This window comes from Leisingera sp. M523 (genome assembly GCF_025141335.1).
GTDB lineage: Bacteria > Pseudomonadota > Alphaproteobacteria > Rhodobacterales > Rhodobacteraceae > Leisingera.
Genome location: NZ_CP081036.1, coordinates 2,926,657 through 2,953,291 on the forward strand (window position 1 = coordinate 2,926,657; position 26,635 = coordinate 2,953,291).

Below are 26,635 nucleotides of genomic sequence, written 5' to 3' on the forward strand. Positions count from 1 at the left end.
ATTTCAACCGGACCGGAGACATTCCCAATGGCACGACCCAAAATCGCCCTCATCGGCGCAGGTCAGATCGGCGGCACCCTTGCACATCTCGCAGCCCTCAAGGAACTCGGCGACGTCGTGCTCTTTGACATCGCCGAAGGCACCCCCGAAGGCAAGGCGCTGGACATCGCACAATCCGGTCCTTCCGAAGGCTTTGACGCCAGCCTCAAAGGCACCCAGTCTTACGAGGACATCGCAGGCGCCGACGTCTGCATCGTCACCGCAGGTGTGCCGCGCAAGCCGGGCATGAGCCGCGACGACCTTCTGGGCATCAACCTGAAGGTGATGAAATCCGTTGGCGAAGGCATCCGCGACCACGCACCGGACGCATTTGTGATCTGCATCACCAACCCGCTGGACGCGATGGTCTGGGCGCTGCAGCAATTCTCGGGCCTGCCCGCGAACAAGGTCTGCGGCATGGCCGGGGTGCTGGATTCCGCACGCTTCCGCCACTTCCTGGCCGAAGAATTCAACGTCTCCATGAAAGACGTCACTGCATTTGTGCTGGGCGGCCATGGCGACACCATGGTGCCGTCGGTGCGCTACTCCACCGTCGCAGGCATTCCGCTGCCCGATCTGGTCAAGATGGGCTGGACCACCCAGGAGCGCCTGGACGCGATCCTGCAGCGCACCCGTGACGGCGGCGCAGAAATCGTGGGCCTTTTGAAAACCGGCTCTGCTTTCTATGCGCCGGCCACCAGCGCCATCGAAATGGCCGAAGCTTTCCTGAAAGACCAGAAACGCGTGCTGCCCTGCGCGGCCTATTGCGACGGCGAGCTGGGCGTAAAAGGCATGTATGTGGGCGTACCCACCGTGATCGGCGCCGGCGGCATCGAGAAGGTCGTGAACATCCAGCTGAACGAGGAAGAGCAAGTCATGTTCGACAACTCGGTCAATGCCGTTAAAGGCCTGGTAGAGGCTTGCAAAGGCATCGACGGTTCGCTGGCCTGAGCCTTTTAGCCTTACACAGATCAGAGGGTCCGCTTTGGCGGGCCCTTTTCTTTTGCTTCGGCACAACCGGACCGGCGACTGACGCTTTTGGCCTACGATGCGGCGGTGGCGGCGCATGGCGGCCGGCTTCGAATCACCGCCGTTAAGCTTCCGATAATTTGTGATCACACCCCCAAAAACCGTGATCACAAAACTCGAAAATCTTCATCATTTCCCCGCACCCTGTCAAAAAAGCCTTTAACACTTGGCTTTAAGACGGCCTATTGAAGCCAGACAATTGCAGCCAGACGGGACAGTTTCAGATGAACATCCACGAATATCAGGCCAAAGCCCTCCTTCGCAGCTACGGTGCTCCGGTGTCAGACGGCAAAGTGGTGCTGAAAGCCGAAGACGCCAAAACCGCCGCAGGTGAACTTGACGGCCCGCTCTGGGTGGTGAAGGCGCAGATCCACGCAGGCGGCCGCGGCAAGGGCTCCTTCAAGGAAGCCGATGCCGGTGAAAAGGGCGGCGTGCGCCTGACCAAATCGGTTGAGGAAGCCGCCGAGGAAGCCAAGAAGATGCTGGGCCGCACCCTGGTGACCCATCAGACCGGCCCGGCGGGCAAGCAGGTGAACCGCATCTATATCGAGGCCGGCTCCGGCATCCAGACCGAGCTGTACCTGGCGCTGCTGGTTGACCGCCAGACCTCGCGTATCTCCTTTGTCTGCTCCACCGAGGGCGGCATGGACATCGAGGAAGTGGCCGCCGCCACCCCGGAAAAGATCCTGTCCTTCTCCGTCGACCCGGCCACCGGCTACCAAGCTTACCACGGCCGCCGCATCGCCTTCTCGCTCGGCCTGGAAGGCGCGCAGGTCAAGCAATGCGTCAAACTGATGGGCCAGCTCTACAAAGCCTTCGTCGATAAAGACATGGAGATGCTGGAGATCAACCCGCTGATCGTGGCGGACGATGGCAGTCTCAAGGTGCTGGACGCCAAGGTCGGCTTTGACGGCAACGCGGTCTACCGCCACGCCGACGTGGCCGAGCTGCGCGACACCACCGAAGAAGACCCGAAAGAGCTGGAAGCCTCGAAATACGACCTGAACTATATCGCGCTGGATGGCGAGATCGGCTGCATGGTGAACGGCGCCGGCCTGGCGATGGCCACCATGGACATCATCAAGCTCTATGGTGCCGAGCCTGCCAACTTCCTTGATGTGGGCGGCGGTGCAACCAAGGAGAAGGTGACCGAGGCGTTCAAGATCATCACCTCGGACCCGCAGGTCAAAGGCATCCTGGTCAACATCTTCGGAGGCATCATGCGCTGCGACGTCATCGCCGAGGGCGTGGTTGCCGCAGTCAAGGAAGTCGGCCTGAAAGTGCCGCTGGTGGTCCGCCTGGAAGGCACCAACGTCGAAAAAGGCAAGGAGATCATCAACACCTCCGGCCTCGACGTGATCGCCGCCGACAACCTGAAAGACGGCGCCGAGAAAATCGTAAAGGCCGTGAAGGGCTAAGGCCGTGAAGCCGGCCCAGATTCTTGCGGTGCTTGCGGTAGTTTTGACCGCCGGTTGTGCCAGCCTGAACCTGGGACCGGATGCCTACGAGCTTGCCAACATCAAGGACAGTAACATCGTGCCGAAAAGCAGCCCAACAGCCTTTGTCAAAACCTTTGACAAATTCTGCACCAAAGGACCGCGTGACCCGCAGGCCGCAGAACGGCTGTTGCGCGCGTCCAGCTATGTGCCCCTGCGGCGCAGAGCGCGGAACGGCGGGCGCGTTTATGTTGTTGATGACCGGCGGCCGGCAGTGGCTGTGTCCAGCCGTGGATGCATGGTTCAGGCGTACTCCAGGACCGGGCAGACCGAGCGGGTCCGCCGCTATGTGGCGGCCGCCTTCCCGTCAGCCGTCCGGGTTCCGGCAGACCGGCTCAAGCAACACAGGTTTGAGGAAGCTTGGGTCCTCTCCGGCGACCAGCATGGCATTGTTGCAACCCGGCGTACGGTGGAAAGCGGCAATCACAGCAACTACGCCCTGGTGCTTTACCGGACCAACGGCCCCGTGAGGTACTAAAACGTGTCACACGCCAAGAAGATCAACAGGCAACGGCTCAGCCTCATCCAGCCATCCATGCCGGAAAGGGCCACCTCGTGAAAGCCGCCGTCTACCTCATAGGCTTGCAGCAGGCCACAGGCCGGGCCGAGCTGATGCAGCGGGAGCTGGATCAGGCCGGGCTGTCTGCTGTGCGCATCGATGCGGTGGACAGTACCCAGGTCAGCCGTGAGGAAATGCTGAACCAATGCGCACCAGAAGGTAACTGGGGCTACTTCCAGACCAAGGACATGGCCTGCACCCTCAGCCATGCCAAGGCCTGGGAGGCGTTTTTGGCCTCAGACGCCGATGTGGCGCTGATCCTGGAGGATGACGTCTTCCTGTCGCCCGACACCGGCGCCTGGCTGAACGACCTGTCCTGGTGGCCGCAGGATGCCGGTATCGTCAAATTCGAACGCTGGCGGGCCAAAAAGCTGCAGGTGGCGCTTGGCAAGGATGGCTTTACCCACATGGGCCGCGAGGTGCGCCAGATGCTGTCGCGCCACGCGGGCGGTGCAGCCTATGCGGTTTCCCGCCGGGCGGCGCAGCATCTCTTGGACAGCCGTCCGTTTGAAATCACGCTCGACAATCTTCTGTTTAACTTTGACGCCTCAAAGCCTGCGCGCAGCATCAAGGTTTATCAGGTCCAGCCCGCATTGGCCGAACAGGGCAACGAGGCCCCCGGCGAACATGCCATCGGCCCGGCGCGCCACCGCCCCAAGGGCTGGCCGCTGCTCCGCCAGAAACTCCGGCGCGGGATCTATGAATTCCGCGGCGGCTTCAGAGTATTTCCCAGTGTGGTCCTGGGGCGGGCCACCCTCGAAAAAATCCGCTTCGACGGCCGCTCCCTGGCCACCCCGCAGAACCAACAGACACATACCGCTTGAAGGAACCGACATCATGGCAGTCCTCATCGACGAAAACACCAAAGTTATCTGTCAGGGCTTCACCGGCTCGCAGGGTACTTTCCACTCTGAACAGGCCATCGCCTATGGCACCAAAATGGTCGGCGGCGTCACCCCCGGCAAAGGCGGCCAGACGCATCTGAACCTGCCGGTCTTCAATTCCGTGCATGAAGCCAAGCATGTGACCGAAGCCAATGCCTCGGTGATCTACGTGCCGCCGCCGTTTGCCGCCGATTCCATCCTCGAGGCGATCGACGCCGAAATGGAAGTCATCGTCTGCATCACCGAAGGCATTCCGGTGCTGGACATGATGCGGGTGAAGCGGGCGCTGGAAACCTCCAAATCGCGCCTGATCGGCCCCAACTGCCCCGGCGTGATCACCCCGGACGCCTGCAAGATCGGCATCATGCCCGGCCACATCCACCGCCGCGGCTCGGTTGGCGTGGTGTCCCGCTCCGGCACCCTGACCTATGAGGCGGTGAAGCAGACCACCGACGTGGGCCTGGGCCAGTCGACCTGTGTCGGCATCGGCGGCGACCCGATCAAAGGCACCGAGCATATCGACGTGCTGGAATGGTTCCTGGCGGATGACGAGACCGAAAGCATCATCATGATCGGCGAAATCGGCGGCTCCGCCGAGGAAGAGGCCGCGCAGTTCCTGGCGGATGAAGCCAAGAAGGGCCGTTCCAAGCCGGTTGCGGGCTTCATCGCCGGCCGCACCGCCCCTCCGGGCCGCCGCATGGGCCACGCGGGCGCTATTGTTGCCGGCGGCAAAGGCGGCGCCGAGGACAAGATTGAAGCGATGAAAGCCGCAGGCATCGTGGTCGCCGAAAGCCCGGCCGGCCTGGGTGAAGCAGTGCTGAAAGCGATCGGCAAATAAGCCAAAGAAACACGGTTTTCCGCGCTAGCTTTGTTTTGAGCGAGCGCGGAAAACCCACAAGATAAAGTATGGTGCAGCAATGGGCTTTTGGGCCTCAGTCAAAACTTGCATGGGCAATTATGCACAATTCGGCGGGCGCGCGGCCCGAAGCGAGTTCTGGTTTTTTGTTTTGTTTTTGGCACTTGTCCAGTTCGTTGGATTAAACCTGACTGCGGAACAGCCCGAAGGTAGTTTCAAAATTCACTTTGGCGTCTATTTCCATCTCGGGCCTCAATACCCCTGGTTCTTTAATCTTTATACTGGATTGTTCGCCATACCGTTTTTCGCTGCACTTTCGCGGCGTCTGCACGATGTAGGCATAGCAGCCAGTACAATATTTGTTGTGCCATTTGCACTCTTCGCAATCCTGATGTTCGCACTGAAAGCTCTACCCAATCTGCAGCAGCTCCAAAGTGGAGTAGGTTTCGCAGCAGCAATGATCCCGCTCGTTTTGTTCCTTTTCTTTACCTCAAAGAAATCCCAGCCAGGTGAGAACAAATACGGTCCCAACCCGCAAGAGGCACCACTATGACCGAACAAAGCCCCAACGACCTCTTCCGCGCCTCCTCTTTCATGCAGGGGCACAATGCGGAGTATCTGGAGCAGCTCTATGCCCAATACGCCAATGACCCCAACGCGGTGGATGCCGCCTGGGGCGAGTTCTTCCGCCAGATGGGCGACGCAGAACTGGACGTGAAGGCAGAGGCCAAGGGCCCGTCCTGGGCGCGCGACGACTGGCCGCCGGCGCTGGATGATGATCTCACCGGCGCGCTGACCGGTGAATGGCCGGCCCCGGCCGAGACCAAGGGTGCAGGCAAGAAGATCAGGGACAAGGCTTCCGCCAAGGGCGTTGAGGTCACCGACGATCAGGTGCAACGCGCCGTTCTTGACTCGATCCGCGCCCTGATGCTGATCCGTGCCTACCGGATCCGGGGCCATCTGGCCGCCGACCTTGACCCGCTGGGCATGCGCGCCGCCGCGGCGCATCCGGAGCTGGACCCCAAGACCTACGGCTTTACCGACGGCGACATGGACCGGCCGATCTTCATCGACAATGTACTGGGGCTGCAGGTTGCCACCATGCGGCAAATTGTCGATATTGTGAAGCGCACCTACTGCGGCACCTTTGCGCTGCAGTACATGCACATCTCCGACCCCGAGCAATCCGCCTGGCTGAAAGAGCGGATCGAGGGTTACAATAAGGAAATCACCTTTACCCGCGAAGGCCGCAAGGCGATCCTCAACAAGATGGTCGAGGCCGAAGGATTCGAGAAATTCCTGCACGTCAAATACACCGGCACCAAGCGGTTCGGCTTGGACGGCGGCGAGAGCCTCATTCCGGCGATGGAACAGATCATCAAACGCGGCGGTGCGCTGGGGGTGTGCGACATCGTGATCGGCATGCCGCACCGCGGCCGTCTGTCGGTTCTGGCCAATGTGATGCAGAAACCTTACCGCGCCATCTTCAACGAATTCCAGGGCGGCAGCTTTAAGCCCGAAGACGTGGATGGCTCCGGCGATGTGAAATACCACCTTGGCGCGTCGTCCGACCGCGCGTTCGATGGCAACAATGTGCATCTCAGCCTGACGGCCAACCCCTCGCATCTTGAGGCGGTGAACCCGGTGGTGATCGGCAAGGTCCGTGCCAAGCAGGACCAGCTTGGCGACACCGACCGCAGCAAGGTGCTGCCGATCCTGCTGCATGGCGACGCGGCTTTTGCCGGTCAGGGCGTGGTGGCGGAGTGCTTTGCGCTGTCGGGCCTCAAGGGCCACAAGGCGGGCGGCACCATGCATATTGTGGTGAACAATCAGATCGGTTTCACCACCGCGCCGCATTTTTCACGTTCCTCCCCCTACCCCACCGACAATGCGCTGGTGGTTGAGGCGCCGATTTTCCACGTCAACGGCGACGACCCGGAGGCCGTTGTGCATGCCGCCCGCGTCGCCACCGAGTTCCGCCAGAAGTTCCACAAGGATGTGGTGCTCGACATCTTCTGCTACCGCCGGTTCGGTCACAACGAAGGCGACGAGCCGATGTTCACCAACCCGTTGATGTACAAAAAGATCAAGGGCCACAAAACCACGCTGACGCTCTACACTGACCGGCTGGTCAAGGATGGTCTGATCCCCGAGGGCGAGATCGAGGACATGAAGGCCGCCTTCCAGGCGCATCTGAACGAAGAGTTTGAGACCGGCAAGAATTACAAACCCAACAAGGCCGACTGGCTGGACGGGCGCTGGTCGCATCTGGACAAGAAAGACGCCGACTACCAGCGCGGCCGCACCGCGATCGCGCCGGAAACCCTGTCTGAGATCGGCGTCTCGCTCAGCCGGGTGCCCGATGGTTTCCCGATGCACCGCACCGTGGGCCGGTTCCTGGATGCCCGCGGCAAGATGTTTGAAACCGGCCAGGGCTTTGACTGGGCGACGGGCGAAGCGCTGGCCTTTGGCTCGCTGCTGCTGGAAGGCTACCCGGTGCGCCTTGCCGGCCAGGACGCCACCCGCGGCACCTTTTCGCAGCGCCATTCCGGCATCGTCAACCAGGAGACCGAGGAGCGCTACTATCCGCTCAACAACATCCGCGCGGGCCAGTCGCAATACGACGTGATCGACTCCGCCCTGTCGGAATATGCGGTGCTGGGCTTTGAGTACGGCTACTCGCTGGCGGAACCCAACGCGCTGACCCTGTGGGAAGCCCAGTTCGGCGATTTTGCCAACGGCGCCCAGATCATGTTCGACCAGTTCATTTCCTCGGGCGAGAGCAAATGGCTGCGGATGTCCGGCCTCGTCTGCCTGCTGCCGCACGGGTTCGAGGGCCAGGGTCCTGAGCACTCCTCAGCCCGGCTGGAACGCTTCCTGCAGATGTGCGGTCAGGACAACTGGATTGTGGCCAACTGCACCACGCCTGCAAACTATTTCCACATCCTGCGCCGCCAGCTGCACCGCACCTTCCGCAAGCCGCTGATCATGATGACTCCGAAGTCGCTGCTGCGCCACAAGCTGGCGGTGAGCAAGGCGGAAGAGTTCACCACCGGCTCCAGCTTCCACCGGGTGCTGTGGGATGATGCCCAGCACGGAAACTCCGACACCCAGCTGGTGGCGGACGACAAGATCAAGCGTGTCGTCATGTGCTCGGGCAAGGTCTACTATGATCTGCTGGAGGAACGCGACGCCCGCGGCATCACCGATGTTTATCTGATGCGGGTCGAGCAGTTCTATCCGTTCCCGGCCATTTCCATGGTCAAGGAGCTGGAACGCTTCAAACAGGCGGAAATGGTCTGGTGCCAGGAAGAGCCCAAGAACCAGGGCGCCTGGAGCTTCATTGAGCCCAACATCGAATGGGTGCTGACCCGCATCAAGGCCAAGCACACCCGGCCGGTCTATACAGGCCGCGCCACCTCGGCCTCGCCCGCAACCGGTCTGGCCAGCCAGCACAAAGCCCAACAAGCAGCCCTCGTGAACGAAGCGCTGAGCATCTGAGGATAAAGAGACATGACAACCGAAGTCCGCGTACCCACCCTGGGCGAATCCGTGACCGAGGCCACCGTGGCCACCTGGTTCAAGAAACCCGGCGACTCCGTCAATGCCGATGAAATGCTCTGCGAGTTGGAGACTGACAAGGTGACGGTCGAAGTGCCCTCGCCTGCCGCAGGCACCCTGGGCGAGATCGTCGCAGGTGAAGGCCAGACTGTCGGCGTCGACGCGCTGCTGGCCACCCTGTCCGAGGCCAATGGTGCTGCCGCTGCCCCTGCCGCCGCAGCACCGGCTCCTGCTGCTGCGCCCTCCGGCGGCGATAGCGCACCGGTGCCGGTCATGGTTCCCGCGCTTGGCGAGTCAGTTTCCGAGGCCACCGTATCTTCGTGGTTCAAGAAAGTCGGCGACAGCGTCGCGCAGGACGAAATGCTGTGCGAATTGGAAACCGACAAAGTGTCGGTAGAGGTGCCCGCCCCGGCTGCCGGCGTGCTGACCGAGATCATCGCCGCAGAGGGTGCCACCGTCCAGGCTGCCGCACAGCTGGGCGTGATCGCTGGCGGCGCAGCCGGGTCTTCCGCGGCCCCTTCCGCACCTGCCGCCGCCCAGAACCCGGCTGCCGCCACCGCGTCGGCGCCCAAGGATATTGCCAACGCCCCCTCCGCGGAAAAGGCGATGGCCGAGGCAGGCCTCAATGCGGCGCAAGTCAGCGGCAGCGGCCGTGACGGGCGCATCATGAAGGAAGACGTTGCTGCTGCGGTGGCCGCCGCCAAAGCTGCACCGCCCGCCGCTCCGGCAACGCCGGCACCGGCCCAGGTGCGCGGCCCGGTCACCGCAGATGATGCGGCGCGCGAGGAACGGGTGAAGATGACCCGCCTGCGCCAGACTATCGCCAAGCGCCTGAAGGACAGCCAGAACACCGCCGCCATGCTCACCACCTATAACGAGGTCGACATGACCGAGGTGATGGCCCTGCGCAACGAGTACAAGGACCTGTTCCTCAAGAAGCACGGTGTGAAACTGGGCTTCATGTCCTTCTTCACCAAAGCCTGCTGCCATGCGCTGAAGGAGGTTCCTGAGGTCAACGCCGAGATCGACGGCACCGACATCGTCTATAAGAACTTCGTGCACATGGGTGTTGCCGCCGGCACCCCGACCGGCCTGGTTGTGCCGGTGATCCGCGATGCGGATGCGATGTCCTTTGCCGCGATCGAAAAGGCGATTGCCGAGAAAGGCGCCCGCGCCCGCGATGGCAAGCTGTCGATGGCGGAAATGCAGGGCGGCACCTTCACCATCTCCAACGGCGGCGTCTACGGCTCGCTGATGTCCTCGCCGATCCTGAACCCGCCGCAGTCCGGCATCCTGGGCATGCACAAGATCCAGGACCGCCCGATGGCCATGGGCGGCAAGGTGGAAATCCGCCCGATGATGTATCTGGCGCTGAGCTATGACCACCGCATCGTTGACGGCAAAGGCGCCGTGACCTTCCTGGTCCGCGTCAAGGAAGCCCTCGAGGATCCGCGGCGTTTGCTGATGGATCTGTAAAGAAGACAAATTGCGCCCCGGACATATTCCCGGGGCGCTTTTCGCGATTGGAGATATTCGTTGTTCGCGACAAAATACGAGAAAGCCATTGAAGGGCTGGAGCTGGATTCCTCCCCGGTGCTGTTTCCACAAGACATTGAACGCCAAGATCTTGTGAACCGCATGTACCTTAGCGACGAGACTTCGATTTCGGAAAATGAAGCAAGACAGTATATCCTGATGCGCTTGCTCATCTGGCTTGTTTTCTTTGCCGGGACTGCAGCCTACGCTATAGGCTTACTAAGCGCTTCCCGTCTGCTAGAAACCGCTGTTTTGGCCGTCGTGTTCATAGGGGGTATGGCGATTACCGAAAACTCCCCTGTAGTGAAGAAAATGTCATGGTCTTGGGACAATCGCATCCAGATCAAACTGCTAGGTGCGGCCGCAGGTCTTCTGGCACTGGCGCTTCTGGAGCCTGAGCTACGGAAATTTGTAGGCACGTTTAATCCTTGGCTAGCGGTTGTGATCGTCGCCACCAGCGGTGACGGTTTGTTCCGCGCTTACTGGAAACTCACCGTTTTCCGGAAGGGCTACGCGGTGGCAGCATTTCTAAAAGGCAAGTCGCAAGCCGAACGACAAAAGGTCTTAGAAACTCTGGCGTCGCCTGCTGTGTCTTCCGTTCTGTGGCGAAACAAAGGGAAACTTAAGTGATTTTGGAAGCCCGCGTTTCACATTGGCCGCAGCCCGATCAGAGGATGAGAACTCAGTAATGGCTTCCGTCCAATGACCCTCCCACTCTGGGGCCTTGTCTGCCTCTCGATCCTCGCCCTGATCCACGTGAGCTGCGACAGCTTCCTGCTGAAGCTCTCGGTGGGCAATGCCTGGACCGCAGGCCCGCGCGACAGCTCCGTCAGCCGCAGCGCACTCGCAGGCCGGGCACGGCGGGCCTTCACCAACTTCCTGGAAACCGCCCCGGTCTTCATCAGCCTCGCGCTGGTCGCGGAACTGAGTGGCCTCAAAAGCGCTCTGATCACCGGCGGGATTTATACCTACCTCAGCGGCCGCGCCCTCTACCTGCCTGCCTACCTCAGCGGCGTGCCCTACCTGCGCACCGCGATCTGGCTCATCGCCACCAGCGGCCTTGCCGCGATGCTTGCGGGAGTGCTTACGGCATGATTATTCACCTTTGCCGAAATACTCCGGGGGAGGCCCGTCAGGGCCGGGGGCAGCGCCCCCTTTCTGCACATCTGACCACAGAACATGCCTTAATTGAGTGGAATCAAAGCGCTCCCTTGCCAATGCAGTGCACTCTGCCTGCAGAAAACACAAAGGAGTAACTCCAATGGCAACCCATGTTCTCTGGCAGGCCGATGTGGCCGATTTCACCGCTTGGCTGACCGTGTTCCGGCAAGACAAGGCCAACCGCCAGGCCGCAGGCATCACCGACATGAACGTCTGGAGCGATCCGGACCGCAACAACCACGCCGTGGCGCTGTTCGCGATCACTGATCTGGAGAAGGCGCGCGCTTTCTTCGGCTCGGAAGAGCTCGCTATGCACCTTGAACGCGACGGGGTCACCAATATCTCGATCAAGATGTTGACCCCCGTCTGATCCTAAGACCACTATCCCCTCATGCGTGTTCCGCCAAACGGAACCGGGGAGAACAGAGGAAAACCAACCCATGTCCCAATATGACGTCATCGTAATCGGCGCCGGCCCCGGCGGCTATGTCTGCGCCATCCGCTGCGCCCAGCTGGGACTGAAGACTGCTGTGGTCGAGGGCCGCGAAACCCTTGGCGGCACCTGTCTCAATGTGGGCTGCATTCCGTCCAAGGCATTGCTGCATTCGACCCATCTGCTGCATGAGGCAGAGCACAACTTTGCCCATATGGGCCTCAAGGGCAAATCGCCGTCGGTCGATTGGGACCAGATGAAGACCTACAAGGATGAGGTCATCACCCAGAATACCGGCGGCATCGAATTCCTGTTCAAGAAGAACAAGATCGACTGGATCAAGGGCTGGGCCTCGGTCCCCGCGGCGGGCAAGGTGCAGGTCGGCGACGCGGTGCATGAGGCCAAGAACATCGTGATCGCCTCCGGCTCGGTGCCGTCCTCCATTCCGGGAGTCGAAATCGACGAGAAGATCGTGGTCTCCTCCACCGGCGCGCTGGAGCTGCCGAAGATCCCCAAGAAACTGGCCGTCATCGGCGCAGGTGTGATCGGGCTGGAGCTGGGCTCGGTCTATGCCCGTCTGGGTTCGGAAGTGACCGTGGTAGAGTACATGGACGCGGTCTGTCCGGGGATGGACAAGGACGTGCAGCGCAGCTTCAAGCGGATCCTGGAAAAGCAGGGGCTGAACATCATCCTGGGCGCTGCGGTGCAGGGGGTGGAGACCACCAAGACCAAGGCAAAGGTCAAATTCCAGTCCAAGAAAGGCGGCGATGAGGTGACACTGGACGCCGATGTGGTGCTGGTTGCCACCGGGCGCAAGCCCTACAGCGAAGGCTTGGGGCTGGACGCGCTGGGTGTCAAACTGACTGAACGCGGCCAGATCGCCACGGACGATCACTGGCGCACCAATGTGCCCGGCGTCTATGCCATCGGCGACGTGATCGAAGGCCCGATGCTGGCGCATAAGGCCGAGGACGAGGGCATGGCAGTTGCCAGTGTGATTGCGGGCAAGCATGGCCATGTGAATTACGGCGTCATTCCGGGCGTCGTCTACACCACGCCGGAAGTGGCCACCGTGGGCGCCACCGAGGACGCGCTGAAGGCCGCAGGGCACAAGATCAAGACCGGCAAATTCATGTTCATGGGCAATGCGCGGGCCAAGGCCGTCGGCCAGGCCGAGGGCGGCTTTGTCAAGATCATCGCCGACAAGGAGACCGATCGCATCCTGGGCGCGGCGATCATCGGTCCGGCCGCGGGCGACATGATCCACGAGCTGTGCGTGGCGATGGAATTCGGCGCCTCGGCCGAGGATGTGGCGCTGACCTGCCACGCGCATCCGACTTATTCCGAGGCGGTGCGCGAGGCCGCCCTGGCCTGCGGCGACGGGCCGATTCACAGCTGAACCTGGCAAGTCACCGAACATATCAAAGGGCAGCTCGCCGCAGCTGCCCTTTTTTGATTGGCACGGCTGGCGATCCGCTCTTTACTGAGCCTCGATTTCACTCCGCAGGAGGCACCGCCATGGCCGTTTCTTTACAAGTCATCTACCCCGTCAGTGACGGAAGAAAATTCGACTATGCCTATTACGCGGACACCCACATGAAGGTTGTCGACCAGCACATCGGGCCGCATCTGCAGTCAATTGTGGTGACCAAGGGGCTGGCGGGCGGGCCGGATGTCCCGGCGCCGTTTTTTGCCATCGCCACGATGACCTTTGCCAATCAGGCGGCCATGGATACCGCGATGCAGGCAGCAGGACCGGCTCTGGACGACATTCCAAACTTTACGGACGTCCAGCCGCAGGTTCTGATAGGCGAAGTCCTCCGCTGATACAGCCCTCCCGGCACCCGCCGGGCAAAAAATTCTTCAAAGAATTTTGCCAAGAAAATTCGAATTTTCTTGGCCCAGGCGAGCGTCCCGATCCGGCGGGTCAGGCCCGTTGCTCAGCTGCTCCCGGATCAAACCCGGCTTCCCGCATCAGTTCATCCGACCGGCTTTCTACCCGCATCTCCAGCTGCGCCATAAATTCGTCCCGGCTGCTCCCCGGTTGCATCGGTTCCAGGAACTCCACCACTGCAAGGCCCGGCTTGCGGTAAATACCGCTGCGCGGCCAGAACACGCCGACATTGGTGGCGGCCGGAACGCAGGGCTGACTCAGCCCCTCATACAGCACTGCAGTACCTATCTTATAGGGCTTGCGGTCGCCCGGGGCCACGCGGGTGCCTTGGGAATAGATGATCAGCTGGCCCGGCTCGCGGCTTTGCGCGGCGACATCCTTGACCATCTTGGCAATGGCCGACCCGCGCCGGCCGCGGTTGACAGGCACGCAGCCCAGACGCTTGGCATAAACACCGATCACCGGGGTCCACATCAATTCGCGCTTCATGATGAAGCGGGCCGAGGGTACAGCGTTGAATATGATCAGGATATCCAGGAAACTTTGATGCTTGGCGGCGACAATCACTTCATCAGAGGGCACCTGGCCACGGACTTCGGTCTGAATGCCAACCATCCAGCGCGCGGTCCACAGGACCCAGCGCGCATAAGACTTACAGGCCGTGCGCGCACCCTTGGGGGATACCGCGGCCCAGGGAGCAAACAACAGCCCCAGCACCAGCATTGCCAGATACATCTGCAGCAGAAAGACAGCTGAACGCAGCCATTGAACCGGGTTTTTCACGACAGTGCTCCCAAACGTTTGGTGGCGGCTCGGGTGGTGGCGGCAAAGGCCACCAGCGCGCCCAGTACCGGGATCACCAGCGGTACCAGCCAGCCCCAGCCCTGAAAGCCGAGACCGGTCAGGAAGCCGCCTTCATCCGAGGCTTCCGGCATCAGCCAGACGCCAATCATGCCAAGGGCCACCCCCGCTGCAGCGCCGCTTAAGGCGCGCAGAGTAAAGCGGCGTATAAAAGCCTGGGCGATATAGCTGTCCAGCGCCCCGACCAGCCGCAGAACCTCAATCACCTGCGCATTGGCGGCAAGGGCCGCATTGGCGGCCAGGGTGATCATTGCCGCCGTTGCGCTGCCGATCAGCAGGATCGACACCCAGGCCAGCCTGCGCAGCGACCGGGCGGCATCGACCAGCGGGGCACGCCAGCGGGTATGGTCATCCAGAACCGCGCCCGGCACTTCGGCCTGCAGCCGCAGGCGCAGCCCGGCAGCGTCATATCCGGGATCCTCGCCGGTGACTTCGATCAGCTGCGGCAGCGGCAGGCTGCCAACCGGCAGGCTGGAGCCGAACCAGGGCGCCAGCAGGGCTGCCTGTTCCTCTCCCGACAGCGCGCGTGCGGTGGCCACACCCGGTGTCTGGCGCAGAATCTCCAGTGCCGCCTCGGTCTGTGCTGCGCGCTGCTCTGCCGGCGCGTTGATGCGCAGGGTTGCAGCCCGCGCCAGTTCTGAGGCCCATTGGTCTGCCAGCCGCCCGGAGGCCATCGACAGCGCCAGCGCAAAGACAGCGAGAAAGGCCATCGCGCCGGAAACAAACAATGTCAAATGGGCGGTAAAGCCGCTTGGCGGCACCACCCGGTTGGCCTGGGTATCACCCAGGATCAGCCTGCGCAGTTTGCCCTCGGTCATAGGTCCGCCCCCGCCAGCTGCAATTGCCGGTTGGAGATCCGCAGCACCCGGGCCTGCACCTGGTTCTTGGCCGCCCGGATCAGCGACAGATCATGGGTCGCCACCAGAATGGTCTTGCCCATCCGGTTCAGCTCGACCAGCAGTTGCAGCAGCCGCTGCGACATTTCCCAGTCCACGTTACCCGTCGGTTCATCCGCGATAATCACATCCGGCGACAGGATGACTGACCGGGCCAGCGCCGCCCGCTGCCGCTCACCGCCCGACAGTTCCGGCGGCAGCGCATGGGCACGTTCAGACAGGCCGACCCAATTCAGCAGCTCGCGCAAGTTGGGTTCCTCATGCGTCAGTTCCCGCCCGGAAACCAGCAGCGGCAGGGCGATGTTCTCGATCACCGGCAAATGGTCCAGGAACCGGCAATCCTGGTGCACAACCCCGACGCGGCGGCGCAGATGGGCCATCTGATCGCGGTCCAGCCCCTTTACATCCATATTAAAGGCCCGCACCCGGCCCGAGGTCGGCATCAGCGCGCCATAGCAAAGTTTCAGCAGCGTCGTCTTGCCCGCCCCGGACGGGCCGGTCAGGAAATGAAAAGAGCCTGGCGCCAGCTGCACTGACACCCCGTCCAGCAGCTCGCCGCCGCCGTAATTATAGCCCACATTCTCCAGCTCGATCACTGCTGCCCCCCGATTGCGTCGCAGATTGCGCGCTTTGGTGTTTTGCCCCAAGGGACCAGCAGTTTCAATGGGGCTCTGTTGCCGGGAAACCCCCGCCGCCGCCAGGCTGGGGCGGCAACGGCAATTGACCCTTTCACCGGGCCGCCGGCCTGCATATAATCCCTTGAAAAACAACCTGCCGCCTGCTGGCCGGCAGGATGGTGCCGAGGAGAGCATGATGCGCCTGACCTGCCCGAATTGTGCAGCCCAGTACGAAGTTCCCGAGGACGTGATCCCCGACGAAGGCCGGGATGTGCAGTGCTCCAATTGCGGCCAGACCTGGTTTCAGGCGGCAGCGGGGGCTGTTGCAGCACGCACCGCTGAGGAAGACGCGCCGGACACGGGCGCAAAAGGCGAAGCACTTTCGCAAGCAGCAGAAGAACACCCTGAGCCGGACATGCCCGGGGACGTCCCAGACCAGACCACAGGTAAAATCCCGGACAAATCCACAGGCGAAATCCCGGACGCCCCCCCTGCACCTGTTCCGGAGCTGCAGGTTCCGGCGGAACCCGCAGCCGGCGCACCGGAGACCCGCGTAGAGGATGATCCGGACGGCCAGCCGGACGCGGATGAAACGGAGGCCGCAGACGAGGAGCCCGCGGCGCCGCCAGCGCCGCAGCGGACCCGTGCTCTGGATCCTGCCTTGTCCGATATCCTGCGCGAGGAGGCCGAGCGCGAAGTCTCGCTGCGGGCGGCAGAGGGCCACGGCCTGGAAACGCAGCCTGATCTGGGTCTCGAGGAAGCCGCAACGCCGGAAGACGAGGCCGCCCGCCGCAGCCGCCAGGCCCGCGACCGGATGGCCCGCATCCGCGGTGAAGACCCGCGCCAGCTGGCCGCAGCTGAAACCGGCTCGCGCAAGGAATTGCTGCCGGATATAGAAGAAATCAATTCAACTTTGCGCTCTGCAGGCAGTGCGGCCCCTGCACCGCAGGCCGCCTCGGAAGAATTGCCGGTGCGGCGCAAAAGCGGCTTTGCCCGCGGGTTTTCACTGTCGGTGATTGCCGCATTGATGCTGGTCATGGTCTATGACAACGCGCCGCTGATCTCGGAAAAACTGCCGCAAGCGGATCCGGCGCTCAGCAGTTATGTCGGCTGGGTGGATCAGATGCGGCTGTGGCTGGATGGCCAGGTCAGATCCCTGACCAGCACCCAGTAACGCCACCCCCGTAACACCGTTCGGTCAGCGTCCTTTTCCTGGCGTTTAAGACACCGGTTGCCGCTGGCGGCCGGATTTCAGAACCTGTCCAGCAGCCGTTGCAGGTAATTGCGCTCCCGCTCGCTGCGCTCACGCTCTCCTGCCCGGCGGCGGATGTCCTCCAGCAAATTCCAGGCGCGGCGGTAGGCATTGCCCTCTCCCACCTTGCCGCCATCATCCACCGATCCGTTGCCGCGGCCCAGCGGGTCCAGCCGCTCGCCCTCAGCCGTGGCCGAAGGTTGCCCCTGGCCATTGCGCTGGCCGTCTTCGCGCTGCGCCAGCGCTTCGCCCAGGTTGCGCATGCCTTCGCGCAGCGCTTCCATCGCCTCGGACTGCTGGTCAATCGCCTCGGCCATATCACCGCCGCGCAGTGCATCTTCTGCGCCCTCCATCGCACGGCCCGCCCGGTCCAGGGCTTCGCGGGCGGCATCGCCGGCCTCACCGTCCAGATAGGGCAATCCCTCCTGCTGGCGCTGCAATTGCCGGCGCAGGGACTGCTGGCGGTCTGCAAGCGAGCCGCCCGCGCCCGGCTGCTCGCGGCCATCAGGGCCGGAGCCTTCGGGATTGCGGCTGTCCGCACCATCACTGCCTTGTCCGTCCTGGCCGCTGTCACCGCCCTGCCCGCCCTGATGGCTCTGGCCGCGGCCCAGACCGCCGTCGCGGCCTTCGTTACCCTGGCTCTCGCCGCTGCGGGCGCCGGGGTTGAACTGCTCCTGCAGGTCGCGGAAGGCCTGATCGGAAAGCCCCTGCTGCTCCCGCAGGGTTTCACCAAGCCCCTCCATCGCCTGGCGGCCCTCGTCGCCCTGGCCCTGCCCCTGCTGCGCGCGGGTCATCCGCATGTTTTCCATCATTTCCTGAAACTCGCGCAGCGCCTGCTCGGCTTCGGCCATGCGGCCCTGCTCCATCAGCTCCTGGATGCGGTCCATCATCGCTTGCAGGTCATCCTGGCTGAGAGTCATCATGTCCTCGGGCATCTCACCCGGCTCCATTACCTCGCCGTTCGCCTCTGCCTGCCGGCTCAGCTGGCGCATATAGTCCTGGGTCGCCTCGCGCAGCTCCTGCATCAATTGGGCGATCTCCTGATCGCTGGCGCCATCGCGCATGGCCTGGCTCAGCCGTTCCTGCGCCCGCTGCATCCGTTCCAGCGCGTCGCCCACGTCGCCCTCTTCCAGCTGGATCGCAAGATCCCACAGCGCAGCGGTGATTTCCGCCTGCTGTGGCTCGGAAATGCTGCCCTGCACGGTATAACTTTCCAGCCGCCGCAGGATGGTGCGCAGCCGCAGGTAACCGCCATAGTCGCGGAACAGGCCTTCGGGGCGGTGCGACAGGGTGCGCAGGATCTGCGCCACCCGCGGCGCATTGGTGCGCGCCCACAATAAATCCCGGCGCTGTTCGATCACCGCAGCCGCCAGCGGGTCAAAGAAACGGCGGGTGACAAGCTCGGTGCCAAAGCCGGCAGCCGCCGCGGACTGCCCGGCCTCGTCCACTGCCGAGAACGTGAACACCACCGGCAGGTTGGCCCAAGGGTGCCGGGCAAAATCCTCGATCAGCTTTTCGGTAAATTCCTTGCGCGAGCCTGACAGCGGCAACGGCAGATCCAGCACAAGCGCCTCGCGCGGGTCGGGGTCTGCCGCCAGCCCGTGACGGCGCTCCACCGCAGCCAGATCCAGTGCAATCCGGACCTGACCCGCGGCGACGCCATAGTCATCGCGAGCCGCAAAGGCCAGCGTTGTGTAGCCGTCATTTTCCAGCTCCGGCTGGCCCGCAACCGCGACTTTGGGCGGATGATCCGGGATCACCTCCACCTGCCAGCTGCGCCCGCCGGAGCCATCGATTGAAACTGAGCCGCTGCGGGTGACGTCGAATTCGATCGCACCGTCCAAGTCCGGCGGCTGTTCTGCGCTTTGGCCTGTGACGCTCTGCGACAGGTTAAGCGCCCCCGCCTCGCCATAGAACCGCAGGGTGACGCGGCTGCCTTCCGGCAGCTTCAAGATACCCCCGGCTTGGTCGTTCAAATACAGAACCGGCAAGCGGGTATAGGCGGGCGGCTCTGCCCAGCCTTCCCAGGCCGGTCCGCTGAGGACGGTTGCGCCCTCCGCTCCCAGCTCCTTGATCGACACTGCTTGCCAGATCGACCCGAACAGCAGCGCCACCACCAGAAACAACCCCGCAACGTATCGCAACGCGTAAGGGTCCGCTGCGGCAACGTTCAGATCCGGTGCAGGCGCCCGCGCCTGTGCCGCGGCCTCAGCCATCCGGCGCTGATGCGCGTTCCACAAGGCGATCGAGGCGGCGTCCTCTGCCCCGATAGCCTGGGTGTCCAGCATCGCTGCAACCGGCCGCCCCGGCAGGGTTTCGTCCAGACGCGCCAAAGCCTCGCCCCGGGCAGGCCAGCGGAACCTCCAGGCACCCCAGCCCGCGGCAGCTGCGGCACTCACAACAATAGCAATTGAAGCGGCCCAAACCGCTGTTTCCGGCAGCAGCAGATGCAGGCCCAGCATCAGCGCCGCCAGCGCCGTCATCAGCACCGAGGCCAGCGGCCAGAAGCCCCGCATCGCCCGTTCGGCCACAAGTCCGGCCTGCGTCAGCAGCACAGGCCAGCGCAGGCGTTTCAGGACCGGATCGGCCTGCCGGTCATCTCGGCGGAACAAGGACATACGGGCCTCACGTTCTGATGGCCCGCGCCGGATCGCGTCAGAGCCACTCCGGGATGGTATCGCGGTTTATCATCTCTTCATAGTCCGGCCGCCGGCGAATAACCGCAAATTGATCCCCATGCACAAGCACTTCGGGGATCAGCGGGCGCGAATTATACTCGCTTGCCATCACCGCGCCGTAAGCACCGGCACTGCGGAAAGACACCAGATCGCCCGCTGCCAAGGGCGGCAGATCGCGCTGTTTGGCAAAGGTATCGCCGGTTTCGCAAACAGGGCCGACAATGTCATAAGGCTGGCTCTCGGCACCTGGCGCAGGCTCCTGCACCGGCACGATATCGTGATGCGCCTCATACATCGCCGGGCGGATCAGGTCGTTCATCGCCGCATCCAGGATCAGGAAATCACGGCCCTCGCCCGATTTCACATAGATCACCTTGGACACCAGCTGGCCCGCGTTGCCGGCAATCAGCCGCCCCGGCTCAATCTCGATCTCGCAGCCCAGATGGCCCAGCGTCTCCTTGACCATCCTGCCGTATTCCACCGGCAGGGGCGGCGCGGTGTTGGAACGCTCGTAAGGAATGCCCAGACCGCCGCCCAGATCAAGGCGGCGGATATCGTGGCCGTCGGCGCGCAGGGTTTCCGTCAGCTCCGCCACCTTTTGATAGGCAAGCCGGAACGGTTCCAAATCGGTCAGCTGCGAGCCGATGTGAACGTCAATCCCGACCACGTCCAACCCCGGCAGGGCGGCGGCGCGGGCATAGACGTCCCGCGCGCGGGCAATCGGAATGCCGAATTTATTCTCGGATTTACCGGTGGCAATCTTGGCATGGGTCTTGGCGTCCACATCCGGATTGACCCGGATAGTGATGGGGGCCACAGCGCCCAGCTCCAGCGCCACGGCGCTGATCACTTCCATTTCCGGCTCGGATTCGACGTTGAACTGGCGGATGCCGCCGGTCAGGGCCACCCGGATTTCCTCTGCCGTCTTGCCGACGCCGGAAAAAACAATCCTGTCCCCCGGAACCCCCGCGGCCTTGGCCCGCAGGTATTCGCCCTGGCTGACCACATCCATGCCCGCCCCGGCCTCGGCCAGAGTTTTAAGGATCGCCTGATTGCTGGCGGCCTTCATCGCATAGCAGACCAGGTGCTCAGTGCCCTTCAGCGCCTCGTCAAACAGGCGGAAGTGGCGCAGCAGAGTTGCGGTGGAATAGACGTAGAACGGAGTGCCCACCGCCGCGGCGATCTCGGAGATGGAAACGTCTTCGGCGAAAAGCGCGCCGTCGCGGTAGAGAAAATGATCCATGGCCCCGCGTTTAGGGCAAAAGGGGCAGATGGATCAAATGATTCCGCCTCTGCCCTCTGCAGGAGACAAGGCGCTCTCCCGCCCCCCGCAGATGTATCGAACATGCGCCCGCCGTGACGTATAAACTTTGAATACCCTTTGCAAAGGGCGGGAGTATTGCGGAAAGCGCCTCGCGGTTGGCCGTCTTTGAGTTTTTGAGTATTTGGAAAAAGGTGAAAAGGCACGGGCTGGTGCTTCATCTTTTCAGAAATACTCACTGCGCAACAGCCGCATCCGCACGCTGCATCAAAGCGTTGCGCCCCCGGCGCGCGCGCCTGTCACTGCATCTTAAACCCAATAGGCCATTCTCGCTTTGATCGCGGTCACCGCTGGGTCTGACATCCCCGGCACATTGGAACAGGGCCCTTTGGCAAGGGCACGCAGAGACAAGTTTCAGCGTGCGGGAGGAACCTCCCGTCCCGCCTCCGCCTCCATGGCCGCGCCGCCATTCCTTACTGTTGAAGCTCAGCACTTAATTGCAGAACGGACAGCAGAAGCCAGCAACCGGGCGGGCCGAAAGCCCGAACGGCAAGAAAGCTTGCGCTTAAAACGTATGAGAAACCCCGACCCGGCCATATCCGGAAACCGACACCCCGGTTGCCGCGGGTTCTTGCTTTTGCGGCGGTTTGGATGCCCGCGGTCCGGTATCGCAGGCTGCAAGCCCAATCAGGCACAGAAGTACAACTGCAGCTTTCATCACAAAATCCCCAAATGAAAACCGTCCCAGCGGTCGGCAGGGACGGTTCAGAGGTGGTGTGTCAACGGCACCGCGTCAAGTGCGCGGGCCGCTAGAACCCCAGGAAAACACTGACTGGCCCCTTGTGCAGCCCGACCGCGCCGCCCACGTGGACACCGCTGTCCCCGACGCCGACACCGGCGTTCAGTGTCGGCTGCACCGGTTCGCCATCGACGCCGCAGGCGGCCAGAACCGCCAGACCAAGCAATGCAAAGATCATGTTGCGCATTTTCTGCCTCCTTGCCGCGGGCCGAGCCTCGCGGCCTCAGCTTGCCAGAATCTCTGTCCAGCGGGCGATCTGCGCGCGCACTTGCGCCGGCGCAGTGCCGCCATAAGACATACGCGAGTTTACCGAATTCTCAACGCCAAGCACAGTGAAGATATCTTGGGTGATCTCTGCATGCACACCCTGCATGTCTGCCAGCGACAGATCCGGCAGGTCGCAGCCGCGGCTTTCGGCCATGGCCACAAGTGTTCCGGTCACATGGTGGGCATCGCGGAACGGCACCTTCAGCACTCTGACCATCCAGTCGGCCAGGTCGGTCGCGGTGGAAAATCCGGACCCGGCCGCCGCCGCCAGCTCAACGCGGTTGCCGGTCATGTCCTTGACCATGCCTTCCATCGCCGCTAGCGCCAGCATCCAGTTGTCAGCGGCATCAAAGACCTGTTCCTTGTCTTCCTGCATGTCCTTGGAATAGGCCAGCGGCAACCCCTTCATCACCATCATCAGCGCGGTATTTGCACCGAAAATGCGGCCCACCTTGGCGCGGATCAGCTCGGCTGCGTCCGGGTTCTTTTTCTGCGGCATGATCGACGAGCCGGTGGAGAACCGGTCGCTAAGGGTCACAAACCGGAACTGGGCCGAGGACCAGATCACCAGCTCTTCGGCGAAACGCGACAGATGCACGGCGCTGATCGAGGCCACAGACAGGAACTCCAGCGCAAAATCGCGGTCGCTGACCGCATCCAGCGAGTTGGCTGCAGGGCGGTCAAAGCCCAGCGCGCTTGCCGTCATCTCCCGGTCTATGGGGAAAGAGGTGCCTGCCAGCGCCGCCGCGCCCAGAGGCGATTCGTTCATACGTTTGCGCGCATCGCGCACACGAGACAGATCGCGGCCGAACATTTCCACATAAGCCATCATATGATGGCCCCAGGTCACCGGCTGCGCAGTCTGCAGGTGGGTAAAGCCCGGCATCACCCAATCGGCGCCCGCCTCGGCCTGCGACAGAAGCGCGCGGATCAGCGCCAAGAGACCTGATTCCGCCGCGTCCAGCTGGTCGCGCACCCAGAGTTTGAAATCGGTCGCCACCTGGTCATTGCGCGACCGGCCCGTGTGCAGGCGGCCTGCCGGCTCGCCGATGATGTCTTTCAGCCGGGCCTCCACATTCATGTGGATGTCTTCCAGGGCGGTGGAAAACTGAAAAGTTCCGCCCTCGATCTCTGACAAAACGGTGAGCAGCCCTTCCCGAATGGCCTTAGCATCATTATCCGTAATAACGCCTGCTGCGGCCAACATTGCCGCATGGGCCCTGGAGCCTGCGATGTCCTGTGCTGCCATCCGCTTGTCGAACCCGATCGAGGCATTGATCGCCTCCATGATCGCGTCGGGACCTGCGGCAAAGCGGCCGCCCCACATCTGGTTCGAGGATTGATCTGTCATGGTGTGGAACCCCGGAGATAATATGCGTCTGTTTCGTCAGCTTTCCCTTTATATGGCCCTGACCTTGGGTGCAAATGCCGCTGGTGCGGCGGATCAGGCGCAGCTGGAGGGCTTGCGTGAAGACAGCCTCCGCCGCCTGGTCGTGCATTCCGAGCCGCGGGATGTGTCCGCCACCGCGTTTGAGCTGGCCGACGGCGCCGGTACCGCCAGCCTGGAGGACTACCAGGGCAAGGTGGTTCTGCTGAACTTCTGGGCCACCTGGTGCGCCCCCTGCCGCAAGGAAATGCCGCAACTGGCTGAGCTGCAAGAGGAACTGGGCGGCGAGGATTTCGAGGTCCTGACCATCGCAACGGGCCGTAACTCGCCCGCAGGCATTCAGAAGTTTTTTGATGAGAACGGCATCACCAACCTGCCGCGCCACCAGGATCCGAAGCAGGCGCTGGCGCGCGAGATGGCAGTGATCGGGTTGCCGATCACAGTGCTGCTGGACCGCGAAGGCAAGGAAGTGGCCCGGCTCTTGGGCGATGCCGAGTGGAACTCGGGCAGCGCCAAGGATATCGTGAAGGCGATGATCGCGTCAAAGTAGCTTGCGCGTGAAATTCAATTGAGTAGCTTGGGGCCGGAATACTGGCCCCAGGAGACCACATTGAAAACATACCTTTTCAGCGCGGCAGTGGCCGCAACAGCGCTTTTTTCTAATAGCACCGATGTCCAGGCTGATGAGATTTTACTCGAAGGACATAGACCCAAACTCGCTCTTCATTCAGATCTGAGGTTGCGGGGCGATGTAAAAAAACGGTTCGCCTACTTTAGGAAGAACGCAGATTACTATGGCGCTCTCTACGTCAATAGCCAGGAGGACATCTCTGGCGAGTTCTGGGACACAAGAAACCTCGCGCTAGCAAAGCAAAGCGCCCTAGAATCTTGCCGCCTCAAATCTGAGAACCCGTCACATTGCGCACTTTATGCTACAGTCGGCCCCAAAAAACCGTCCTCAGGCGAAGGCATCAGACTAAGCCAAACCGGAAACCGCCTCTTCAAGGAATACCAAAGAAGGCAGAAAGACGGAAAATTTGGTGCGTTCGCGACGACTAAATACGGGCACCCTGGATATAGCAGAAATTTAAGCTCCGAAGTTGAGGCAAGAGCCACCGCTCTCCGATATTGTGAAAAAAGTGTGAATGGAATCAATGCAAACACGTCGGCTCACCTAGTTCAAAATGTTATGGCGGGAAAAGGACAAGAATGCCATGTCATTCATGTAACAAAGCCCTAGCGGCCGTCACCTGACCCGGCGGAACTTCACACTACTTTAGTCATGAGGGACGTCCCAGCAGGACGCCCGTGTATAGGGTGGAGAGTGAAATGAAACCTGTTGTGTTACTGATCGGCAAGCTGCCGCATGTGATTGGCAATGTCGCAGAGGAGCTGGACCATCTGCCGATCCATTGGCTCGGCGCGCATGACCAGCCCGAGGTGGTGCGCCAGCTGGAAAGTGAGCCGCGTATAGAATGCGTAATCATGGGCGCGGGCCTGGACGACCAGATCCGCGGCGATCTCATTGGTATCATTGCAGCGCTGCGCCCGGACGTCTGCATCCATCTGAAGGACCGGTCTTCAGGATCCGAAGGGCTGGTGCCCTTTGTTGAACAAGTGGTGCAGATGCAGGTTCTGGCAAAGCCGCAGCGCGCCGCTGCCACGGTTTAAGCCAGAAACGCCGGCGCGCGGTTTGCCTACCCGTCCCTGCCGGTAGGGCGGACTTGCTTGACCCCACGCTACCTTTGACAGCTTCCCGGCGGGCCGGCAATCTGCCCGCGGGAGGACGTAATGCCGCTTGAACTGCTGCTGGCCCTGGTTGCGGGCGGGATATCCGCCATTGCGGTGCTGCTGCACCTGACAGGACGGTCCCGGCAGGCCGTGTTGACGCACGAAAACAGCCGCGCCGCCTGGCTCCGCCAGTTTCCTGCCGATTCCATCACACAGGTGACGCCTGCCTCCAGCGGGCAAGCCGCGCTGGTGATAACCAAGGCTGGCCCCGGGCTCCTTTGGGCCTTCGGTGCTGACACGGTTGGCCGCCACCTGACCGCAGCTCAAGTCCGCGAGACTGGGGCCGGGTTGCGCTTTGATTTCAACGACGTCACGGCTCCCGGCGTTTCCCTTTCCCTGTCAGAGTACGAGCGCCGGGAATGGCTGGCGCAGGTCGCAACCGCAGCGGAGACCGCATGACCACCCCCATCCATTACCCCGATGTGACTCAGCTTGCAGTGCCGTTCTTCATCGCTGCCATCCTCGCAGAACTGCTGTGGATCGCGCTGAAGAAACGCGGCGGCCGGTACGAGACGCGCGATGCCGTCACCTCGCTGATCATGGGCGCGGGCAGCGTCGCCGAAGGGCTGCTGCTGGGCTTTGCCGCCTGGGGCTTGCTGATGCTGCTGTGGCAGATCACACCGCTGGACATGGGCACGTCCCTGTGGGCGGTGCTGCTGTGTTTTGTGCTGGACGATCTGCGCTATTACTGGGTGCATCGCTTCGGTCACCGGGTCCGCTGGGTCTGGGCGTCTCACGTGAATCATCACTCCAGCCAGCACTACAACCTGACAACCGCGCTGCGGCAGACCTGGACCGGGACCTTCACATTCATGATGGTGGTGAAGGCGCCGATGGTGCTGCTGGGGTTCCATCCGGCGCTGGTGCTGTTTTGCGGCGGGCTGAACCTGATATACCAGTTCTGGATTCACACCGAGACGATAAGCCGCCTGCCGCGCTGGTTCGAGGCGGTGATGAACACCCCCAGCCACCACCGCGCCCATCACGGCCGCAATGCACGGTATCTGGATTGCAACTATGCCGGCGTTTTCATCATCTGGGACAGGATTTTCGGCACCTTTGTGCCCGAGCAGGATCACGACCGCCCCGATTTCGGCCTGGTCCACAACATCGCCACTTTCAATCCGCTGCGCGTCGCCTTTCATGAATGGGCGGGCATTTTCAAGGACATGGCCCAACCCGGCCTCAGCTGGAAACAGCGGTTTCTTTATGCTTTTGCGCCGCCGGGTTACAGCCACGATGGCAGCCGCAGCACCTCAGCCGGGATCAAGGCAGACCACCTCGCCCGCCACCCCGAAGATGCAGGCACTCCCGGCTTTGACGGCTAAGCCTACCGCGGTGGCATCAGGCAGATCATTCAAATTCGAACTTTAATTCC

Annotated in this window: 26 protein-coding genes; 19 read left to right on the top strand and 7 right to left on the bottom strand. The window is 62.2% G+C overall.

Annotation, left to right across the window (positions count from 1 at the left end):
- Nucleotides 1-27: 27 nt before the first annotated feature.
- The 13 genes from mdh to K3557_RS14460 all read left to right on the top strand — a co-directional run bounded on the left by mdh (nucleotide 28) and on the right by K3557_RS14460 (nucleotide 13,381).
- The gene (mdh, locus tag K3557_RS14400; protein WP_129369877.1) at nucleotides 28-990 is read left to right on the top strand and encodes a malate dehydrogenase; all 963 of its coding nucleotides are present in this window, start codon (nucleotides 28-30) and stop codon (nucleotides 988-990) included.
- Nucleotides 991-1,292: 302 nt separating this feature from the next.
- On the top strand, nucleotides 1,293-2,486 hold the full coding sequence (gene sucC, locus K3557_RS14405; RefSeq protein WP_259990182.1) for an ADP-forming succinate--CoA ligase subunit beta: 1,194 nt from the start codon (nucleotides 1,293-1,295) through the stop codon (nucleotides 2,484-2,486).
- Between the two features lie 4 nt (nucleotides 2,487-2,490).
- Entirely contained in the window at nucleotides 2,491-3,042 is a 552-nt protein-coding gene (locus tag K3557_RS14410; RefSeq protein WP_259994673.1) for a hypothetical protein, read from the top strand.
- A 77-nt stretch (nucleotides 3,043-3,119) separates the two neighbouring features.
- On the top strand, nucleotides 3,120-3,947 hold the full coding sequence (locus tag K3557_RS14415; RefSeq protein WP_259994674.1) for a glycosyltransferase family 25 protein: 828 nt from the start codon (nucleotides 3,120-3,122) through the stop codon (nucleotides 3,945-3,947).
- 13 nt (nucleotides 3,948-3,960) lie between these two features.
- A complete protein-coding gene (gene sucD, locus K3557_RS14420) occupies nucleotides 3,961-4,845 on the top strand; it encodes a succinate--CoA ligase subunit alpha (RefSeq protein WP_259990176.1) in 885 nt (294 codons plus the stop codon).
- 109 nt (nucleotides 4,846-4,954) lie between these two features.
- Entirely contained in the window at nucleotides 4,955-5,416 is a 462-nt protein-coding gene (locus K3557_RS14425; protein WP_259994675.1) for a DUF805 domain-containing protein, read from the top strand.
- Nucleotides 5,413-8,364, top strand: coding sequence for a 2-oxoglutarate dehydrogenase E1 component (locus tag K3557_RS14430; protein ID WP_259994676.1), 2,952 nt, complete (start codon nucleotides 5,413-5,415; stop codon nucleotides 8,362-8,364). The genes K3557_RS14425 and K3557_RS14430 overlap by 4 nt, the downstream gene beginning before the upstream one ends.
- A 12-nt stretch (nucleotides 8,365-8,376) precedes the next feature.
- A complete protein-coding gene (odhB, locus tag K3557_RS14435) occupies nucleotides 8,377-9,900 on the top strand; it encodes a 2-oxoglutarate dehydrogenase complex dihydrolipoyllysine-residue succinyltransferase (protein ID WP_259994677.1) in 1,524 nt (507 codons plus the stop codon).
- A gap of 60 nt (nucleotides 9,901-9,960) precedes the next feature.
- Nucleotides 9,961-10,590, top strand: a complete 630-nt coding sequence (locus K3557_RS14440; RefSeq protein WP_259994678.1) for a hypothetical protein — start codon at nucleotides 9,961-9,963, stop codon at nucleotides 10,588-10,590.
- Nucleotides 10,591-10,662: 72 nt separating this feature from the next.
- Nucleotides 10,663-11,055 carry an MAPEG family protein gene (locus K3557_RS14445; RefSeq protein ID WP_259994679.1) on the top strand — a complete coding sequence of 131 codons (393 nt, stop codon included), beginning with the start codon at nucleotides 10,663-10,665 and terminating at the stop codon, nucleotides 11,053-11,055.
- Nucleotides 11,056-11,221: 166 nt separating this feature from the next.
- A complete protein-coding gene (locus K3557_RS14450; protein ID WP_259990166.1) occupies nucleotides 11,222-11,491 on the top strand; it encodes a hypothetical protein in 270 nt (89 codons plus the stop codon).
- Nucleotides 11,492-11,561: 70 nt separating this feature from the next.
- Nucleotides 11,562-12,953, top strand: coding sequence for a dihydrolipoyl dehydrogenase (lpdA, locus tag K3557_RS14455; RefSeq protein WP_259994680.1), 1,392 nt, complete (start codon nucleotides 11,562-11,564; stop codon nucleotides 12,951-12,953).
- A gap of 119 nt (nucleotides 12,954-13,072) precedes the next feature.
- Nucleotides 13,073-13,381, top strand: a complete 309-nt coding sequence (locus K3557_RS14460; RefSeq protein ID WP_259994681.1) for an EthD family reductase — start codon at nucleotides 13,073-13,075, stop codon at nucleotides 13,379-13,381.
- A 100-nt stretch (nucleotides 13,382-13,481) separates the two neighbouring features.
- Here the strand turns inward: K3557_RS14460 and K3557_RS14465 are convergent, their stop codons facing one another.
- The 3 genes from K3557_RS14465 to K3557_RS14475 are packed head-to-tail and all read right to left on the bottom strand — an operon-like array spanning nucleotide 13,482 to nucleotide 15,801.
- Nucleotides 13,482-14,231, bottom strand: coding sequence for a 1-acyl-sn-glycerol-3-phosphate acyltransferase (locus tag K3557_RS14465; RefSeq protein WP_259994682.1), 750 nt, complete (start codon nucleotides 14,229-14,231; stop codon nucleotides 13,482-13,484).
- The gene (locus K3557_RS14470) at nucleotides 14,228-15,127 is read right to left on the bottom strand and encodes an ABC transporter permease (protein WP_259994683.1); all 900 of its coding nucleotides are present in this window, start codon (nucleotides 15,125-15,127) and stop codon (nucleotides 14,228-14,230) included. The genes K3557_RS14465 and K3557_RS14470 overlap by 4 nt, the downstream gene beginning before the upstream one ends.
- Nucleotides 15,124-15,801 carry a cell division ATP-binding protein FtsE gene (locus K3557_RS14475; RefSeq protein ID WP_259990158.1) on the bottom strand — a complete coding sequence of 226 codons (678 nt, stop codon included), beginning with the start codon at nucleotides 15,799-15,801 and terminating at the stop codon, nucleotides 15,124-15,126. Before K3557_RS14475 ends, K3557_RS14470 begins: the two co-directional genes overlap by 4 nt.
- A gap of 217 nt (nucleotides 15,802-16,018) precedes the next feature.
- On the opposite strand from K3557_RS14475, the gene K3557_RS14480 reads away from it, so the two are divergent.
- Nucleotides 16,019-16,996: a zinc-ribbon domain-containing protein gene (locus tag K3557_RS14480; protein WP_259994684.1), complete on the top strand. Its 978-nt coding sequence runs from the start codon at nucleotides 16,019-16,021 to the stop codon at nucleotides 16,994-16,996.
- A 77-nt stretch (nucleotides 16,997-17,073) separates the two neighbouring features.
- On the opposite strand, the gene K3557_RS14485 is transcribed toward K3557_RS14480, so the two are convergent.
- The 4 genes from K3557_RS14485 to argH form a co-directional block, all read right to left on the bottom strand.
- Nucleotides 17,074-19,692: a TIGR02302 family protein gene (locus K3557_RS14485; protein ID WP_259994685.1), complete on the bottom strand. Its 2,619-nt coding sequence runs from the start codon at nucleotides 19,690-19,692 to the stop codon at nucleotides 17,074-17,076.
- 37 nt (nucleotides 19,693-19,729) lie between these two features.
- Nucleotides 19,730-20,995: a diaminopimelate decarboxylase gene (lysA, locus tag K3557_RS14490; RefSeq protein ID WP_259994686.1), complete on the bottom strand. Its 1,266-nt coding sequence runs from the start codon at nucleotides 20,993-20,995 to the stop codon at nucleotides 19,730-19,732.
- Nucleotides 20,996-21,822: 827 nt separating this feature from the next.
- Nucleotides 21,823-21,999 carry a hypothetical protein gene (locus K3557_RS14495; protein WP_259990152.1) on the bottom strand — a complete coding sequence of 59 codons (177 nt, stop codon included), beginning with the start codon at nucleotides 21,997-21,999 and terminating at the stop codon, nucleotides 21,823-21,825.
- 36 nt (nucleotides 22,000-22,035) lie between these two features.
- Complete coding sequence (argH, locus tag K3557_RS14500) at nucleotides 22,036-23,430, bottom strand: argininosuccinate lyase (protein ID WP_259994687.1); 1,395 nt, start codon at nucleotides 23,428-23,430, stop codon at nucleotides 22,036-22,038.
- A 22-nt stretch (nucleotides 23,431-23,452) separates the two neighbouring features.
- Between argH and K3557_RS14505 the strand changes: the two genes are divergently transcribed.
- The 5 genes from K3557_RS14505 (at nucleotide 23,453) to K3557_RS14525 (ending at nucleotide 26,585) form a co-directional block, all read left to right on the top strand.
- The gene (locus tag K3557_RS14505) at nucleotides 23,453-24,016 is read left to right on the top strand and encodes a TlpA disulfide reductase family protein (protein WP_259994688.1); all 564 of its coding nucleotides are present in this window, start codon (nucleotides 23,453-23,455) and stop codon (nucleotides 24,014-24,016) included.
- A gap of 60 nt (nucleotides 24,017-24,076) precedes the next feature.
- On the top strand, nucleotides 24,077-24,706 hold the full coding sequence (locus tag K3557_RS14510) for a hypothetical protein (RefSeq protein WP_259994689.1): 630 nt from the start codon (nucleotides 24,077-24,079) through the stop codon (nucleotides 24,704-24,706).
- An 89-nt stretch (nucleotides 24,707-24,795) separates the two neighbouring features.
- A complete protein-coding gene (locus tag K3557_RS14515; RefSeq protein WP_259994690.1) occupies nucleotides 24,796-25,137 on the top strand; it encodes a hypothetical protein in 342 nt (113 codons plus the stop codon).
- 120 nt (nucleotides 25,138-25,257) lie between these two features.
- A complete protein-coding gene (locus tag K3557_RS14520) occupies nucleotides 25,258-25,656 on the top strand; it encodes a hypothetical protein (protein ID WP_259994691.1) in 399 nt (132 codons plus the stop codon).
- Nucleotides 25,653-26,585, top strand: coding sequence for a sterol desaturase family protein (locus K3557_RS14525; RefSeq protein WP_259994692.1), 933 nt, complete (start codon nucleotides 25,653-25,655; stop codon nucleotides 26,583-26,585). Before K3557_RS14520 ends, K3557_RS14525 begins: the two co-directional genes overlap by 4 nt.
- Nucleotides 26,586-26,635 lie beyond the last annotated feature (50 nt).

What these genes read in the sequence shown, in the direction of transcription:
- mdh (WP_129369877.1), top strand. Translation starts at nt 28, where the DNA reads ATGGCACGACCCAAAATCGCCCTCATCGGCGCAGGTCAGATCGGCGGC.
- sucC (WP_259990182.1), top strand. Translation starts at nt 1,293, where the DNA reads ATGAACATCCACGAATATCAGGCCAAAGCCCTCCTTCGCAGCTACGGT.
- sucD (WP_259990176.1), top strand. Translation starts at nt 3,961, where the DNA reads ATGGCAGTCCTCATCGACGAAAACACCAAAGTTATCTGTCAGGGCTTC.
- K3557_RS14425 (WP_259994675.1), top strand. Translation starts at nt 4,955, where the DNA reads ATGGGCAATTATGCACAATTCGGCGGGCGCGCGGCCCGAAGCGAGTTC.
- K3557_RS14430 (WP_259994676.1), top strand. Translation starts at nt 5,413, where the DNA reads ATGACCGAACAAAGCCCCAACGACCTCTTCCGCGCCTCCTCTTTCATG.
- odhB (WP_259994677.1), top strand. Translation starts at nt 8,377, where the DNA reads ATGACAACCGAAGTCCGCGTACCCACCCTGGGCGAATCCGTGACCGAG.
- K3557_RS14445 (WP_259994679.1), top strand. Translation starts at nt 10,663, where the DNA reads ATGACCCTCCCACTCTGGGGCCTTGTCTGCCTCTCGATCCTCGCCCTG.
- K3557_RS14450 (WP_259990166.1), top strand. Translation starts at nt 11,222, where the DNA reads ATGGCAACCCATGTTCTCTGGCAGGCCGATGTGGCCGATTTCACCGCT.
- lpdA (WP_259994680.1), top strand. Translation starts at nt 11,562, where the DNA reads ATGTCCCAATATGACGTCATCGTAATCGGCGCCGGCCCCGGCGGCTAT.
- K3557_RS14460 (WP_259994681.1), top strand. Translation starts at nt 13,073, where the DNA reads ATGGCCGTTTCTTTACAAGTCATCTACCCCGTCAGTGACGGAAGAAAA.
- K3557_RS14470 (WP_259994683.1), bottom strand. Translation starts at nt 15,127, where the DNA reads ATGACCGAGGGCAAACTGCGCAGGCTGATCCTGGGTGATACCCAGGCC.
- K3557_RS14480 (WP_259994684.1), top strand. Translation starts at nt 16,019, where the DNA reads ATGCGCCTGACCTGCCCGAATTGTGCAGCCCAGTACGAAGTTCCCGAG.
- K3557_RS14485 (WP_259994685.1), bottom strand. Translation starts at nt 19,692, where the DNA reads ATGTCCTTGTTCCGCCGAGATGACCGGCAGGCCGATCCGGTCCTGAAA.
- lysA (WP_259994686.1), bottom strand. Translation starts at nt 20,995, where the DNA reads ATGGATCATTTTCTCTACCGCGACGGCGCGCTTTTCGCCGAAGACGTT.
- K3557_RS14495 (WP_259990152.1), bottom strand. Translation starts at nt 21,999, where the DNA reads ATGCGCAACATGATCTTTGCATTGCTTGGTCTGGCGGTTCTGGCCGCC.
- argH (WP_259994687.1), bottom strand. Translation starts at nt 23,430, where the DNA reads ATGACAGATCAATCCTCGAACCAGATGTGGGGCGGCCGCTTTGCCGCA.
- K3557_RS14505 (WP_259994688.1), top strand. Translation starts at nt 23,453, where the DNA reads ATGCGTCTGTTTCGTCAGCTTTCCCTTTATATGGCCCTGACCTTGGGT.
- K3557_RS14515 (WP_259994690.1), top strand. Translation starts at nt 24,796, where the DNA reads ATGAAACCTGTTGTGTTACTGATCGGCAAGCTGCCGCATGTGATTGGC.
- K3557_RS14520 (WP_259994691.1), top strand. Translation starts at nt 25,258, where the DNA reads ATGCCGCTTGAACTGCTGCTGGCCCTGGTTGCGGGCGGGATATCCGCC.
- K3557_RS14525 (WP_259994692.1), top strand. Translation starts at nt 25,653, where the DNA reads ATGACCACCCCCATCCATTACCCCGATGTGACTCAGCTTGCAGTGCCG.